Source organism: Parendozoicomonas verongulae, from assembly GCF_009711465.1.
Classification (GTDB): Bacteria; Pseudomonadota; Gammaproteobacteria; order Pseudomonadales; family Endozoicomonadaceae; genus Sansalvadorimonas; species Sansalvadorimonas verongulae.
This window is the reverse complement of record NZ_SMME01000836.1, coordinates 18,502-34,319: the sequence shown is the minus strand read 5'-3', so window position 1 is coordinate 34,319 and position 15,818 is coordinate 18,502. Positions and strand designations below refer to the sequence as shown.

15 protein-coding genes are annotated in these 15,818 nt (G+C 51.6%); all 15 read left to right on the top strand.

Annotated features, from left to right (window positions below; genetic code table 11):
* Positions 1-392: 392 nt before the first annotated feature.
* Positions 393-1,850 carry a sigma-54 dependent transcriptional regulator gene (locus E1189_RS12515; protein ID WP_155160662.1) on the top strand — a complete coding sequence of 486 codons (1,458 nt, stop codon included), beginning with the start codon at positions 393-395 and terminating at the stop codon, positions 1,848-1,850.
* On the top strand, positions 1,819-2,301 hold the full coding sequence (gene fliO / locus E1189_RS12510; RefSeq protein WP_155160661.1) for a flagellar biosynthetic protein FliO: 483 nt from the start codon (positions 1,819-1,821) through the stop codon (positions 2,299-2,301). Before E1189_RS12515 ends, fliO begins: the two co-directional genes overlap by 32 nt.
* A gap of 442 nt (positions 2,302-2,743) precedes the next feature.
* Positions 2,744-3,556: a P-loop NTPase gene (locus tag E1189_RS12505; RefSeq protein ID WP_196221406.1), complete on the top strand. Its 813-nt coding sequence runs from the start codon at positions 2,744-2,746 to the stop codon at positions 3,554-3,556.
* A 2-nt stretch (positions 3,557-3,558) separates the two neighbouring features.
* Entirely contained in the window at positions 3,559-4,296 is a 738-nt protein-coding gene (locus tag E1189_RS12500; RefSeq protein ID WP_155160659.1) for an RNA polymerase sigma factor FliA, read from the top strand.
* A 26-nt stretch (positions 4,297-4,322) separates the two neighbouring features.
* On the top strand, positions 4,323-4,787 hold the full coding sequence (locus E1189_RS12495; RefSeq protein WP_230460367.1) for a rhodanese-like domain-containing protein: 465 nt from the start codon (positions 4,323-4,325) through the stop codon (positions 4,785-4,787).
* A gap of 132 nt (positions 4,788-4,919) precedes the next feature.
* Positions 4,920-5,552, top strand: coding sequence for a cytochrome c biogenesis heme-transporting ATPase CcmA (ccmA, locus tag E1189_RS12490; protein ID WP_155160657.1), 633 nt, complete (start codon positions 4,920-4,922; stop codon positions 5,550-5,552).
* A complete protein-coding gene (ccmB, locus tag E1189_RS12485) occupies positions 5,552-6,229 on the top strand; it encodes a heme exporter protein CcmB (protein ID WP_155160656.1) in 678 nt (225 codons plus the stop codon). The genes ccmA and ccmB overlap by 1 nt, the downstream gene beginning before the upstream one ends.
* Before the next feature lie 146 nt (positions 6,230-6,375).
* Positions 6,376-7,119, top strand: a complete 744-nt coding sequence (locus tag E1189_RS12480) for a heme ABC transporter permease (RefSeq protein WP_155160655.1) — start codon at positions 6,376-6,378, stop codon at positions 7,117-7,119.
* On the top strand, positions 7,120-7,341 hold the full coding sequence (gene ccmD, locus E1189_RS12475; RefSeq protein ID WP_155160654.1) for a heme exporter protein CcmD: 222 nt from the start codon (positions 7,120-7,122) through the stop codon (positions 7,339-7,341). It begins immediately after the preceding gene.
* Entirely contained in the window at positions 7,338-7,844 is a 507-nt protein-coding gene (gene ccmE, locus E1189_RS12470; protein ID WP_155160653.1) for a cytochrome c maturation protein CcmE, read from the top strand. The genes ccmD and ccmE overlap by 4 nt, the downstream gene beginning before the upstream one ends.
* Complete coding sequence (locus tag E1189_RS12465) at positions 7,841-9,853, top strand: heme lyase CcmF/NrfE family subunit (protein WP_155160652.1); 2,013 nt, start codon at positions 7,841-7,843, stop codon at positions 9,851-9,853. Before ccmE ends, E1189_RS12465 begins: the two co-directional genes overlap by 4 nt.
* 11 nt (positions 9,854-9,864) lie before the next feature.
* A complete protein-coding gene (locus E1189_RS12460; protein ID WP_155160651.1) occupies positions 9,865-10,407 on the top strand; it encodes a DsbE family thiol:disulfide interchange protein in 543 nt (180 codons plus the stop codon).
* Complete coding sequence (locus E1189_RS12455) at positions 10,404-10,904, top strand: cytochrome c-type biogenesis protein (RefSeq protein ID WP_329602016.1); 501 nt, start codon at positions 10,404-10,406, stop codon at positions 10,902-10,904. Before E1189_RS12460 ends, E1189_RS12455 begins: the two co-directional genes overlap by 4 nt.
* Positions 10,901-12,124, top strand: a complete 1,224-nt coding sequence (gene ccmI / locus E1189_RS12450) for a c-type cytochrome biogenesis protein CcmI (protein ID WP_155160650.1) — start codon at positions 10,901-10,903, stop codon at positions 12,122-12,124. Before E1189_RS12455 ends, ccmI begins: the two co-directional genes overlap by 4 nt.
* Before the next feature lie 182 nt (positions 12,125-12,306).
* Positions 12,307-15,816 (top strand): chromosome segregation protein SMC, encoded by a 3,510-nt coding sequence (smc, locus tag E1189_RS12445; RefSeq protein WP_155160649.1) that lies wholly within the window; start codon positions 12,307-12,309, stop codon positions 15,814-15,816.
* The last annotated feature ends 2 nt before the right edge of the window (positions 15,817-15,818 follow it).

Sequence of the window (15,818 nt, the reverse complement as noted above, 5' to 3'; positions counted from 1 at the left end):
AAGAATACGATGACTATGATGATGAGTATCAGGATGAAGAGACGGAAGAAGACTACGACGCAGAAGAAGACGATTATTATCAATAAAAGCCCAGTGTCATTGTTCTGTAATACTCTCCGATTAAATGAATAACTGTGATCCGTTATGACACAAATACTGATTTACAATTTCTGTTCTTGTTTAACCGCCATTACCCCGGCGGTTTTTTTTGTCCTGAAATCAGCAAATTGCCACCTTTTGCAAGAAGCATTGGCCGGGGTTTGACGAACCAAAACCTTCTGCCTTAACTGGTAAGTAATACGTCTGCTACCCAGACGTTTTCTTCTTCAGATCTCTTCTCGTGCAGCTGTTTGACCCGAAAGAGTGATTGCTAAACACGGATGGTTGGCAATATGGGTGATTCAAGCCGTATTCTGGTGATTGAGGACGATCAGCACCAGAGACAGCAACTTAGAACGATTCTAGAATTCCTTGGGCATGACATCGTGCTGTCCGGAGCCGGTGGTTGGGAAACTCGCATTACAATTGCGCCAGAAGATTGTCTGGCTGTCATTGTGGGGCGTTCTCCCCGAACTCTCGATATTCTCAAACAGTTGAACCGGCACTGCCCGGCACTGCCCATTTTGATTAACGGGGCTTTCAGCCGAGTAGGACTTCAGGGGAGTTTACGCCGTCAGGTGGTTGGCGAACTGGAGCATCCGCTGACCTACAGCCAGATTGTGGATGCGCTGCACCTGGTGCAGGTTTATCGCATTCATTGCCGTCAGGGGCAGATCCTTGCTGGCCACCACGATGCGCAACTGTTTCGTAATCTTGTAGGTAACAGCCGTGCCATTCGTCAGGTACGGGCTTTGATGGCGCAGGTGATGGATAAGGATGTGAATGTTCTTATCACCGGTGAGTCAGGTACAGGTAAAGAGGTTGTGGCCTGTAATCTCCATGAAAACTCCAGCCGTAAGGAAGAACCTTTTGTACCGGTGAACTGCGGTGCTATTCCTCCTGATTTGCTGGAAAGCGAACTGTTTGGTCATGAGAAGGGCGCGTTTACTGGCGCTATCGCTTCCCGCAAAGGTCGTTTTGAACTGGCTGAGGGGGGCACGCTGTTTTTAGATGAAATTGGTGATATGCCACTCTCCATGCAGGTCAAGCTGCTCCGCGTTCTTCAGGAGAAGAAATTTGAGCGTGTAGGTGGTACGGCCTCTATTGAAGCGAATGTGCGGATTATTGCGGCTACTCACTGCGATTTAGAAAAAATGGTGGCAGAAGGTAAGTTCCGTGAAGACCTTTATTACCGCCTGAATGTATTCCCTATTGAAACACCATCCCTGCGCCAACGTTCTGAAGATGTTCCGTTGATTCTGAATGATCTGATCAACCGTATGGAACGTGAACAGCGTGGTTCTGTGCGTTTCAGCTCTGCTGCTATCCTTTCGCTTTGCCGCTATGAGTGGCCGGGTAATGTGCGTGAATTAGCGAATCTGGTTGAGCGTCTCGCTATTATGTACCCCATGGGTGTGATCGGTATTGACGAGTTGCCGGGCCGGTTCCGTAAAGCGGTTGGTGAGGCTTCTGAAGAGACCGGTGTAGCAGAGATGTTCCCGACCACTATCCAGCCCTCTGGCATGGGTGGGTTGGATGAGCTGGCAGTGCTGCCTGTCAATGGTTTAAACCTGAAAGAGTTTCTGTCGGATCTTGAGCGCAGACTCATCCGCCAGGCGCTGGATGACTGTAATAATGTGGTGGCCCGTGCAGCGGATAAACTACAGGTTCGCCGGACGACTCTGGTGGAAAAAATGCGCAAGTATGGTTTGAACCGTTATGAGCAGGCTGATAAAACCTCGACTCCTTAAGAGCCTCCTTTTTAGCTTCTTGATCATCGGCTCTTCCCTTGTTTTTGGGGAAGGGTCGGAAGCTGTTTTTCCGATTGTCTCTGAGAGCACCGCTCCCATTGTTCCTGAAGCTGTTTCTGCAGATACCGATAATGAGTTGGGCATGATGGAATTGGTGAAGATGATGTTCACCTTTCTGTTTGTCATTTGCCTGATGTTTGGCCTGGCCTGGTGGGTTCGTCGCTGGCGCCCGGATTTGGCCCCTGGCCAGATTGGGCTGAAAACCCGTGCAGTTTTGTCCCTTGGAGGGCGGGATCGGGTTGTTGTTGTACAGGCGGGTGAGCGGCAGTTGCTGTTGGGTGTCTCTTCCGGGCGAATTACCTTGCTGGGTGATTATGACAAGCTGCTGCCTGAGCCTGAGATTCGTTCTGATTCTGCTCAGACGTTTCGTGATCTTTTGAAGCGTTCTTGATTCTTCGCTTTTCTCTTAGCCTTTTCTCGGTTTCGTCAACAGTCAATTATCCCCCCTCTTACTGAAATCGTGCAACCGTTATTCAGGTTATGGAGTACCTGAAGGTGTTGTATTTCTGTCGCTCTAAACCCTCTTAAATCTATCGAACGACACCCTTCTGACATTCCCTCGTCATTCTCAAATGAGCTCTTCGGCAGAAATCTGGCGGCGCTGATTTGACATGTCAAAAAACAGAGGAAAACGAGGTTATATGTCTTTCATTTAAAGGCTGATCGTCGTATGAGTTTTTAAAATACCTCTTTTAAAACAACATCTTACAAAAAGTTTTTATGGAATGTAAAAAATAGGCCGTGTTGGCACGCTCACTGCAGTACCTAGAAATACATGCGCCAAGGATGGTGCTGAGTTCAAACAATAGAGCGGACCGTAAAGGACTATGGATGTGAAACCCGCAAGAGTCATTGCCATTGCCAGTGGCAAAGGTGGCTCAGGTAAGAGTTTTCTTACCCTGAATCTGGCCGAAGCATTATCCCGTATGGGGCGGCGTGTTGTTGTTCTTGATGCCGATTTTGGTTTAGCCAATATCGAGCTCCTCACCGGTGCTGAACCCGAATATTCCATTTCGGATGTGTTAGCTGGGAAGTGCGATATCACCCAAACCCTGATTGAAGGGCCAGGAGGTGTACGCATCATTCCCGGTGGGCGCAGCGAACCGACTATGGCATCGCTAAGTCACGGTCGTTTATCTGGATTGATCAATGCCATAGATGTGTTGGCTGGGGATATTGATTATCTGCTGATCGATACCGCTGGTGGCCTCTCTTCCAACGATCTTCAACTGGTACAGGCAGCAGGAGAGCTGCTTGTGGTGATGACTCCCGACCCTCTGTCTCAGGCAGATACTGCAGATTTCATCAAAGCCCTGCGCGGCCATTGTGGTATTCAGCAGTTTGGCATTCTCACCAATATGACACGCCGTCAGCGTGAAGGCCATACCCTCGTTGAAACCCTGCAGCAGCGTTTGGATTTCGAGCAAGACCTTGTTCTTCGACATTGTGGACAAGTGCCATTTGATCAGGATGTGGCTAAGTGTTGCCAGAATTTCCAAAGCCTTCTGGAAGTTCGCCCCGAATCACGTACCGCCCGTGCTTTACAAATGCTGGCTGAGACATTGGATCGTCGACGAATCAGCAGCCCTGTCGCCGGGGGGATGACTTTTTTCCTTGAACAGACTGTGAATGCAGGAGGCATGTAAGCATGGAAGCTATTGTTCACAATGCCAGTGATAAGGATGAGAGCAACCGGAAGCATCTCTTTCAGGTTGAGGTTGTTGAGAAGCATGCCAACCTTGTAAAACGCATTGCACGACACTTGTCTGCCAGAATGCCGGCCAGTGTGCAGGTGGATGATCTGGTGCAGGCCGGCATGGTGGGTTTGCTGGAGGCCGCGGGGAAATACGATGAGTCTAAAGGTGCCAGCTTTGAAACCTTTGCCGGCATCCGTATTCGCGGTGCCATGCTGGATGAAATTCGACGTGGCGATTGGGGGCCTCGTTCGGTTTACAGGAACTCCCGTCGTGTCAGCGAAGCGATTCAGATTGTAGAGGCCCGTGTGGGGCGTGATGCTCGTGATGCAGAAGTGGCCAAAGAGCTGGACGTGTCTCTCAACGACTACTTTAACATGGTGAAGGATCTGAAAGGCTGCCGGTTATTCAGCTTTGAAGATATGTTCGACAGTGAAGAGTCTCGTTTTCAGCGCTCCGGGGATGGCTGTACCCCTGATGCTGATTTATACGATGAGAAATTCCGCACAGCATTGATGAATGCCATTAAATCTCTTCCTGAAAGAGAGCAGCTGGTGCTGACTCTGTACTACGAGAAAGAGCTTAACCTGAAAGAAATTGGCAAGTTGCTGGGTGTGAGTGAATCGAGGGTGAGTCAGATTCATAGTCAGGCAGCACTTCGACTCCGCGGGCGTTTGCAGAGTTGGAAGTGATTACAATGACATCGGGGCACGGAGGAATGAAGGGCTGCTTGCGGGGGGTTCTGGGAGCTGCAGTGTTGAGCCTGGCTGGGGTTATGCCTGCGAAAGAGGCGCCGGTATTTGTAACAGGGGCTGAAACTATTTCGACAGAACAGGCACGTGAGCTGTTTCAAAGTCAGGCTGCGTTTATTGATGTGCGCAGCCGCGAGAAGTGGCAGTGGGGGCATATTGAAGGTGCCCAGCACTTTGGCTTGTACTCGACCTTTGCCTTGCTCAAACATCCCGGTTTTATCAGTAAGGATCAGCCCCTGGTGATTTACGGAAACGGCTCTCACACCATGAGATCAGCACTGGCTGCTCACTTGGCTGCGTCGTGGGGGTATAAGACGGTTTATTACTACCGGGACGGGTACTTTTCCTGGCAGGCCAAAGATCTGCCTATCGCTCAGTCAGAGGGGCGCAGCGCGCTGGAAGCTTCGATCCTGCAATCTTTTTCTGAATAAATGCTGCCCTATCGAATGACAGGAGCACTGCAAGGGCATGCTGAGAAGAGAGGAAATAACGGTGAATGTCATGGCTGAATAGTATTAACCGTAATATAGTAGCGCTGTTTTTCTCTTGTCTGGAATATAAGTTTGTCTCAGCTTTCCTCTCTATCGGCGTCCGGGCTGACATGCGAACGTGATGAGCGCACTCTTTTTGAATCCCTCGATTTCACCTTGTCCTCTGGCGAGGTGCTGCAGGTAGCAGGCCCTAATGGTGCGGGAAAAACCACGTTGATGCGGGTGATTGCCGGGCTTGCTCTGGATTTTCACGGCGATATTGTCTGGAATGGACAACCTGTGAAAGATGATCGCCCCGGTTTTCAGGCCTCTCTCCTGTATATGGGCCATCAACCTGGTGTGAAATCCATTATGACGCCGGAAGAAAACCTGCAGTGGTCTATGGGGCTGCACCGCAAGCTGGACAAAGAAGAAATCTGGGGTGCACTGAAGAAAGTTCAGTTGCGTGGTTACGAAGATGTCCCCTGCTATCAGCTGTCTGCTGGACAAAACCGCCGTGTGGCCCTGGCGCGTTTGTTTCTTGCCAGACAAAAACTCTGGATTCTTGATGAACCCTTCACCGCTATTGATAAAGCCGGCATTGCTGAGCTGGAACAGACGTTAGTCGACCATGCCCGCCGTGGTGGCATGGTGATGATGACAACCCACCATGAAATGGACATGGATTACTCGGGCTTCCGTCAGCTGGTATTGGGGGGAGAGTAATGAGTGTAATGAGTGGTTTTGGCGTGGTTTTAAAGCGGGATTTGCATCTGGCATTCCGCAACCGCGGGGATCTGATCAACCCCCTGGTGTTTTTCATGCTGGTGGCGACACTCTTCCCATTGGGGGTGGGGCCAGACCCCGAGACTCTGATGATTATGGGAGGCGGGGTGATCTGGGTGTCGGCCTTACTTTCCAACCTTCTGGCTATGGATAGCCTGTTTCGTTCTGACTTTGAAGATGGTTCCCTTGAACAGTTAATGCTGGCTCCTCAGCCCTTGTGGATGACAGCTATGGCTAAAGTGATCAGTCATTGGCTGGTGACAGGGCTGCCACTCACACTCCTATCTCCTGTGCTGGCCATTATGTTTGGTCTGCCCTCCGAGGCGTTACCAGCTATTGTGGCGACACTGTTTTTGGGAACGCCGTTGCTCAGTTTGATCGGTGCTATAGGGGCAGGGCTTACAGTAGGGCTGCGAAAAGGGGGAATATTACTTTCGCTACTCACGCTTCCTCTCTATATTCCTGTTCTCATTCTTGGAACCGGTGCGATTGATGCCGCTGTGAGTGGTATGGCCTGGCACGGCCATTTACTCTGGCAGGGCGTGTTGCTGGTGCTGGGTATCACTTTTGCGCCCCTGGCTATTTCTGCCTCTCTTCGTATCAGTGTCAGTGGATAGTCAGTAAAAAGTAGAAGGAGAGAAAGTTTTCTTGATTCGTATCAATGTCGGGAGATAGTTTAAATACTTATATGGCTTCGGCTTCTAGACTAAGTGCGCCAAAACCTTAGAATAGCGATAAATACTTATAGGGGCATCGGTCGACTATGAAGTGGACGTTCTTCCATCGTATGTCATCGCCAAAATGGTTTTATGATTTCAGCGGCCAATGTCTGCCCTGGGTAGGTCTTTTGGCACTGGCTCTGGTTGTCACCGGACTGACATGGGGGCTTTTGTTTACGCCACCAGATTATCTTCAGGGAAATAGCTACCGGATTATTTTCCTCCATGTACCATCTGCCTCACTTGCCATGACGATTTATGTGGGGCTGGCAGTGACTGCTGCCATCGGTTTTGTCTGGAAAATCAAACTCGCTGATATGGCGGTAAGCTGCCTTGCACCGATAGGCGCTTCATTCTGCGCTTTGGCGCTTATCAGCGGCTCCATCTGGGGCAAGCCAACCTGGGGCACCTGGTGGGTGTGGGATGCACGGCTGACCTCCATGCTGATCCTGCTGTTCCTCTATCTTGGCCTGATTGCCCTGCGTGAGGCCATAGACAGCAGGGAAACAGCAGCCCGTGCCTGCGCTATTCTGGCCATGGTGGGTGTGGTGAATATTCCTATCATCAAGTTTTCGGTGGACTGGTGGAACACTCTCCATCAGGGCGCAACTATAAAAATCACCACAGAATCATCCATGGCTATGGAGATGCTGATCCCTCTGTTGATCTCTATCGCTGGTTTTTACCTGTTCAGCCTGTTTGTTTTCCTGCTTAGATTAAGAGCTGAAATTATCAGCCGTGAGCAACGTACAACCTGGGTCAAAGCTTTACTGGGGGCGCATTCCTGAATGTATTTTGAGAGTTTAAGTGATCTGTTCACCATGGGTGGGCATGGACCCTATGTCTGGGCGGCTTACGGAATTGGCCTGAGTGTGCTGGTGTGGAATCTGCTTTCTCCCGTACTTCAGGGGCGCAGGCTGGCCAGCACCATTCGGAGAAATGCCCTGAGAGACACAGTTCGTAAAGAGCATATTGGCAACGAACAATTAAAAAGTGAGGGGTGCCGATGAAAGCCGTACGTAAACAGCGCCTTATGCTGCTGGGCTTTATTGCCTGTGGTGTCGCGATTGCTTCAGGGCTGATTCTTACTGCTCTGCAGGAAAATATAAACCTCTATTTCTCACCCGCCCAGATGCAAGCGAGTGAAGCGCCACTTGAAACTCGCATGCGTGGTGGTGGTGTGGTTGTGCCCGGTTCTGTTAAACGTGATGAAAGCAGTTTGAAGGTCAACTTCCAGATTACCGACGGTGAAGGTGTCGTCACTGTTCATTATGACGGCATCCTCCCCGACTTGTTCCGAGAAGGGCAAGGCATTGTTGCCATGGGCGAGCTGGACAAGACCGGCGAATTTCACGCCACTGAGGTGCTGGCCAAACATGACGAAACCTATATGCCCCCCGAAGTTCAGGATGCCATTGATAAGGCTCATTCCGGAAAGAACTACTCAGAAAAGAGCGAAGGGTATCGCTCGGTCAATACAAAAGGAACACTTGCACCGGAGCAGAAGTCATGATGCCCGAGTTAGGGCAGCTGGCCCTGATACTAGCGCTTTGTCTGGCTACATTACTGGGAACTTTGCCGCTTATCGGCACCCTCACAGGCCAGCGTAGCTGGCAGGCACTGGCGCGTCCGCTGGCTGCCGGACAGTTTGTGTTTATGATGCTGGCTTTCCTTGTGCTGGTACAGGCATTTGTTGGGGATGACTTCTCCGTTGCTTATGTCGCCAACAACTCTAACAGCCAGTTGCCTGTGGTTTACAAAGTCAGTGCTGTGTGGGGGGGGCACGAAGGCTCTCTCCTTTTATGGGGCCTGATCCTGTGCGGCTGGACACTGGCCGTTGCGATTTTTTCCCGTGAATTGCCGTTGGTTGTGCTTGCCCGAGTGCTGTCGGTCATGGGGCTGGTGAGTATTGGATTTCAGCTGTTCATGCTGCTCACCTCGAATCCGTTCACACGTATCCTGCCCTACCCGCCGGCTGACGGCAGTGACTTGAACCCTTTGCTGCAAGATTTCGGTCTGATTGTTCACCCCCCCATGTTGTATATGGGGTATGTGGGATTCTCCGTGGCTTTCGCCTTTGCTATTGCTGCACTGATGGGTGGACGACTGGATGCTGCCTGGGCGCGGTGGAGTCGCCCATGGACGGTAATCGCCTGGGTTTTCCTCACACTGGGTATCGCACTGGGCAGCTGGTGGGCCTACTACGAGCTAGGCTGGGGAGGCTGGTGGTTCTGGGACCCGGTGGAAAATGCTTCCTTTATGCCATGGCTGGTGGGCACTGCCCTGATTCACTCTCTGGCAGTATCAGAGAAACGCGGGCTGTTGAAGAGCTGGACAGTACTGCTGGCTATTAGCGCCTTCTCCTTAAGTTTGCTGGGTACCTTCCTGGTGCGCTCTGGTGTGCTGACTTCGGTGCATGCATTTGCCACCGATCCAACCCGAGGGGCATTTATTCTTGCGTTTCTTATCGTCGTTGTGGGCAGTTCATTATTGCTGTTTGCGCTGCGTGCACCGGTTGTGAAAAGCAAGAGTGGGTTCAAGCCACTGTCTCTGGAAACTTTCCTGCTGATCAATAATATTATTCTTACCAGCGCCTGTGCCGTTGTACTGTTGGGAACTCTGTATCCTCTGGCTATTGATGCTTTGGGACTGGGTAAAATTTCTGTAGGGCCTCCTTTCTTTAACGCCTCCTTCGTTCCGATGACGCTGCTTCTGGCACTGACGCTGGGTGTGGGAGTCACTGCTCGCTGGAAAAACAACACTGCTGGTTACCTGATGCAGCAGCTACGCTGGGCAGCTATGGCCTCTATTGTGCTGGGTATGGTATGGATGTTTGTAGATCAGGGGGAGTTCCATGTTCGCGTTTTGATCACTATGACGCTGGTATTCTGGATTACATTGGCTTCGGTGAAAGCGATTTTGAACCGTTGCCGTAATCAGAGCTCATTGGTTGAGGGATTGAAAACGATTCCTCGCAGTGTATGGGGAATGCATATTGCCCATATTGGCCTGGCAGTCTCCATGGTGGGTGTACTGATGGTCACAGTGGACAGCCATGAGCAGGATCTGCGAATGGCTCCCGGTGATGTGACGACTTTGAAGGGGTACGAATTCCGTTTTGAAGGTGTACGCAAAGTCCGTGGACCCAACTATATCTCCGACTACGGCACTCTGCGGGTGTTTTACGAGGATAAGCAAGTTGCGTTGATGCACCCTGAGAAGCGTTTTTATAACGTCTCGGGTTCCGTCATGACTGAGGCAGCTATTGATCCGGGGTTATTCCGTGATCTTTATGCGGCACTGGGGGAAGACCTTGGAAACGGCGCCTGGGCGATAAGAGTACAGTTCAAAGCCTTTGTGCGCTGGATCTGGCTGGGTTCTATTTTTATGTCTATTGGTGGTGCGCTGGCTGTGATGGACAAGCGCTATCGCATGTCTGTCCGTCGTCGTGCAATTACAGGAAAGGGTTCAGGAAAAAATAAAGGGGAAGCTTCAGCTCCTCAGGGAATAATAACCAGTTAACCGGTGTGTGAATGAAGCGTGTATTTCTGTTGTTACCATTGCTGGTATTGATGGCGTTGGGGGTTCTGTTTTTTCGTGGGTTGTCGTTGGATGACACTGTACCTTCGGCGCTGATTGCCAAACCATTTCCGGTGTTCTCCTTGCCATCCCTGGAAGAGCCAGGCACGACTTTGACGGAAGGCATTCTCAAAGGGCAAGTCTCATTGGTGAATGTCTGGGGGAGTTGGTGTCCTACCTGTTATGCTGAGCATCCTTACCTGCTGGAGCTGGCTGAACAAGGGGTAGTGATCTTTGGTATGAACTACAAGGATGAAGGCGACAAAGCCATCGCCTGGCTGAACAAGCTGGGGGATCCATATCGCACCAACTTTGTGGATGCGGATGGTCGTCTCGGTATTGATCTGGGTGTACGCGGTGCTCCGGAAACCTTTCTTGTGGATGCCGATGGTGTGATTCGTTACAAACACGAGGGGGAAGTGAATGCACGTGTCTGGAATGACATCTTTGAACCCATTCTGGCTCAACTGAATCAAGAACGGGAGGGAAAGAAGTGAGAAAACAGGCCTCTCAACTCGTGGTTCTGGTGATGTCATTGCTGTTTTCGGTGATGGTACTGGCCGCGATCGACACATTTACTTTTACAGATCAGGACACGCAGGATCGCTTCAAAGTGCTGACAGAGGAGCTGCGTTGCCCCAAATGTGATGGTCAGAGCATCGCAGGCTCTAATGCACCCATCGCTAACGACCTGCGCAGCATTGTGTATCAAAAGCTGGAGAGTGGTGAAAGCGATCAGCAAATTGTGGACTTTATGGTGGATCGTTACGGAGAGTTTGTTCTCTACCGCCCGAAAACAACCGGCAAAACCCAGTGGCTCTGGTATGGGCCTATTGCCTTTGGTGTGATTGGTGTTTTGGTTCTTGGTACCATTGTTCTGCGCTCCCGTTCACGGGATGGATACGACGAAGACCTCGATGAGGAGCATCAAAGCAAGCTGGATGTGGTTCGTCAGATGCTGGATGAGAAAGATTCTACAGGGAGAGCCGAATGAACGAGTCAGTCACCCTGTTCTGGTTTGGTGCGGTTGCGCTGATTGTATTAGCGCTGCTGTTTGTCTGTCTGCCGCTTGTGCATTTTCGGCGTAATCCTCCTGCTGACGATATTCAGAATATTGAACAGGTCAACCTGAATGTGCGCCGGGAGCAGCTTGCGGATTTAAAGTCTCGCTATGAATCCGGGCAGTATTCACAAGAGGAGTTTGAAAACCATAAGGCCGAGCTGGAGCAGAATCTGCTGGATGATCTTGACGGTTTGAAGGATCAGGGGCAGCAGAGCCCAAAAACAAGCGGCCTTGCAATACCGCTGGTATTAGCTGCCTTTATACCAGTGCTTGCTATTGGACTTTACTACAAGCTGGGAGCTACAGATCAACTGGAACAAACCGCTGCTATTAATGCACTGGCCAGTGCCCATAGCTCAGCCGAGGGAATGTCGGCAATGGAAAGTATTGTTGAACGGTGGCCGAATGATTACCGCACCCGCTTTGAGTTGGCAGGCTTTTATATGTCTTCTGGCCGTTATGCAGAAGCGGCAGAGCATTACGGCATTATCGTAAAGCAAACCGGTGGTCAGCAGGGGGAACCTTTGGCACAGCAGGCGCAGGCGTTATATCTGTCAAATGACAACCAGATGAACCCGCTCATTGAGGGGTTGATCAAGCAGGCACTGCGGATGGCGCCTGAAAATACCACGGCTCTGGGTCTGGAGGGTATCGCCGCTTTTGAATCGGGTGACTACAAAACAGTCGTACGGGCGTGGAAGACTCTGTTGGCATTGACGTCTGACCCAACCGCACGTCAGGCATTAAAGGCTGGCATTGCCAGAGCGCAACAGGAACTGGGTATCGAGCCTGAAGGAGAGGCTGCAGTCGAGCCAAATAAATCCCTTAAGGTTCGTGTATCGCTGGACAAAACTGTTGAACAGATTCCCGCCAGTGCCCGAGTGTTCGTATATGCTCGCTCGGTGGATTCTCCTATGCCGTTGGTGATTATGCCGTTAACCATGGCCGACCTGCCGGGTACCTTTGAGTTGGCTAATGCTGAGCCGATGATAGCGGGTGTTACTCTCACTGAGCATCAGAAAGTGGATGTGGTAGTAAGGATTTCGCTCACCGGAAATGTGATGAAACCAGATTATGAAGGCGTGACAAAGAGTATCGAAGTGGGGGCCGGCGAGCAGGCTAACGTTATTGTCCTGCCAAAAGATGTGTAACTATAGTGTCACAGTTGAAAGTTGCATTTCGGAAAGCATAACTGTTTTAATGAGAGACGTAGCTTTACAATACCCTGATTTTTGGCTGCGCCGTACAAAAGAGCGTCGGGGGTACCATGGAGTTGGTGCTGACAGCCAGAGGATTCATGACTGTCATGATAACAGGATAAAATAAGGGCTCGATGCGTCTCAAATGTATCAAACTGGCCGGGTTCAAATCCTTTGTGGACCCGACTACTGTCTATTTTCCCAGCAACATGTGTGGTGTTGTTGGCCCCAATGGCTGCGGCAAATCGAATATTATCGATGCTGTACGCTGGGTAATGGGTGAATCTTCCGCGAAAAACCTGCGGGGAGAATCCATTACCGACGTTATCTTCAAAGGCTCTAATTCCCGAAAGCCTGCCAGTTATGCTCAAGTGGAACTGGTTTTCGATAATAACGCAGGCCGTATTACCGGCGAGTATGCTGCGTTTAATGAAATATCCATTAAGCGTCGTCTGACCAGTGATTCCGCCAATACCTACTTCCTGAATGGCAGCAAATGTCGCCGGAAAGATATTATGGATATCTTTCTGGGCACTGGTCTTGGGCCTCGCAGTTACTCCATTATCAGTCAGGGGATTGTTTCCAATCTGATCGAATCCAAGCCTGAGGAACTGCGTGTTTTCATTGAAGAGGCGGCAGGTATTTCCCGCTACAAAGAGCGTCGTCGGGAAACGGAAAACCGTATCCGCCGAACCACAGAGAATCTGGAGCGCCTTACTGACCTGCGGGAAGAACTGGAACGTCAGCTCTCTCACCTGAAGCGTCAGGCAGAAGCGGCCGCTCGCTATAAAGAGTACAAGCAGGATGAGCGGGTCAAGAAAGCCCAGCTCCACGCTCTGCGCTGGCAAACCGTGAATATGGGTGCCGAAGCTCAGGCTTCCGCTATTCGGGAGTTTGAGATTCAACTGGAAGCGGCGATTGCCAAACAACGTTCCAGCGACAGCGATATCGAAAAACTCCGTCAGCAGCAGATCGAGTTAGGTGACGCTTTTCAGACGGTGCAGGGGCGCTTTTACGCCACCGGCAACGAAATCACCCGTCTGGAACAGACCATTACCCACAAGCGGGAACGTGCCGGGCAGCTCACCCGAGACCTGCAGGAAGCTGAGCAAGCCGCTCAGGAAAACCGCCTGCAACTGGAATCCGATAAGCAAATGCTGGCGGATCTGGATGAAGAGCTGCAGAGCATTGAGCCAGAATTGGAACTGGCTACGGCCGGAGAAGAGGAACAGGCTGAAGCTCTGGAAAATGCCGAGCAGAGCATGCACACATGGCAGCAGACCTGGGATGCCTTTAACCAGCAGTCCAGTGAGCCCCGTCGTGTCGCAGAAGTTGAGCAGTCCCGTATCCAGCATCTGGAGCTGGCTCTCGATCGCATGGGAGAACGCCTTGCCCGCCAGAAAGAGGAGCTTGCAGGCCTGCAGGCCATAAGTGCTGATGAAGAGCTGGAGCCCCTGCACGAGGAGCTGGCAGAACTGAGCTTTCAATCCGAAGAACTGCAAGAGCGTCGTGATACACTGCAGGATGATATTCGTGAACAACGTCAGACTCTGACGGCGCTTGAGCAGGAACGTTCTGCCTGCAGTCGGTTATTGAACGAATCCCGTGGCCGTCGCGCGTCTCTGGACGCTCTGCAACAGGCTGCACTGGATCAGGGCGAAGGTGGCTTGCGCTGGCTGAAGCAAAAAGGTTTGGCGAATCAGCCTCGTCTGGCTGAGCAATTGCAGGTGTCCAGTGGCTGGGAAACAGCCGTGGAAACGGTTCTTGGCGATACTTTACAAGCGGTGTGCGTAGAAGGCTTTGATGGCTTTTTTGATGAGCTGGCTACCGGCTCAAGTGAGCTGGAACAGGCGAACCTGACCTTCCTGAGTGGCGAACATGTCACCGTTCAGCAACCCGGCGGTCAGCTCCCATGGCTTGGTGATTACGCCGGTGGTACAGGTGATTTGCTGGTGGGTATTTATGCCGCAGATTCCCTCGATCAGGCTATGGGGATTCGCGCCACGCTGGCTCCCGGTGAGTCAGTGATTACCCGTGACGGTATCTGGCTCGGTCGTGAATGGCTCCGTGTAGCGAATGATAGCGATGCCAGTGCTGGTGTATTGGCTCGTCAGCAGGAGCTGGAGCAGCTGATCATCGACCTTGAAGCGCTGGCTGAAAAGGAAGAAAACCTGCGCATGTCTCTGGAAGAGGGGCGTGAAAATGTGGAGCGTCTGGAAACTGATCGAGAAGAAAGCCAACGACAGTTGACAACTTTGGCCGCTCGCCAGAGTGAAGTGAAGGCTGACCTCGGTGCCCGACAGGTGAAGCAGGAGCAGGAAAGCCTGCGCCGTAACCGCCTGCTGGAAGAAATTGCCGAGGCGGAGCAACAGAGCCAGGTTGAACAGAAAAATCTTTCCGAATCCCGCCTGCGTTTGCAGGACGCGTTGGATCGGATGGAAGAAGATGAAGGTCGTCGCGAAGAGCTGCTGCTGGAGCGAGATGACGTGCGGGCGGCGCTGGATCGCATTCGCCAGATGGCCCGTCACAGCAAAGATGCGGCCCATCAGCTCTCCCTGCGCCAGCACAGTCTGGCTAGCCGTCGCGAGTCTATGGAGCAGGGTATTGTCCGTCTGGAATCTCAGCGTGAGCGCCATCAGGAGCGTATCGAACAGCTGCGTCTCTCTCTCTCTGATAGCGATGAGCCAACGGATGATCTGCAGATGGAACTCGAAGAGCTGCTGGATAACCGGCTGGTGATCGAAGAGCAGATGAACGAGTCCCGTCGTCAGTTAGAAAATGTGGAGCATACTCTTCGCGAACATGAACGCGGTCGTACCGGTGCCGAGCAGGAAGCTCAGGCTGTTCGTGAGCGTCTGGAAAAGCTGCGCATTGACTGGCAAACCCTGCAGGTGCGTCGCACCACTTTGCAGGAACAGCTGCAGGATGATGGTTTTGATTTGCAAACGGTTCTTTCCAATCTTCCGGATGATGCAAAAGAATCTGTTTGGGAAGAGGATTTATCTCGTCTGGAAGCTAAAATCCAGCGATTGGGTGCAATCAACCTCGCTGCTATTGAAGAGTATGAACAGCAGTCAGAACGAAAGCGTTATCTGGACTCCCAGAATGACGATCTGCAGGACGCGCTGGGTACCTTGGAAAACGCCATTCGTCGTATTGATCGGGAAACCCGTAGCCGATTTAAGGCCACTTTCGATAAGGTAGACAGTGGTTTGCGTGAACTCTTCCCCCGGGTGTTTGGTGGTGGTCAGGCGTATCTGGAGCTGACCGGTGATGATCTGCTGAATACCGGTGTCACAATTATGGCGCAACCTCCGGGCAAGAAGAACAGCACCATTCATCTGCTCTCCGGCGGTGAGAAGGCGTTAACGGCCATTGCTCTGGTATTTGCAATCTTCCAGCTGAATCCATCGCCGTTCTGTATGCTGGATGAGGTGGACGCGCCGCTGGATGATGCGAACGTAGGCCGGTATGCCCGCATGGTTGAGGAGATGTCCGCCAAGGTACAATTTATTTATATCTCCCACAATAAAATTGCCATGGAAGCTGCGAACCAGCTGATTGGTGTGACCATGCACGAGCCCGGTGTTTCCCGACCGGTTTCTGTAGATATTGAACAGGCGGCAGCTATGGCTGCGTTGTAGTG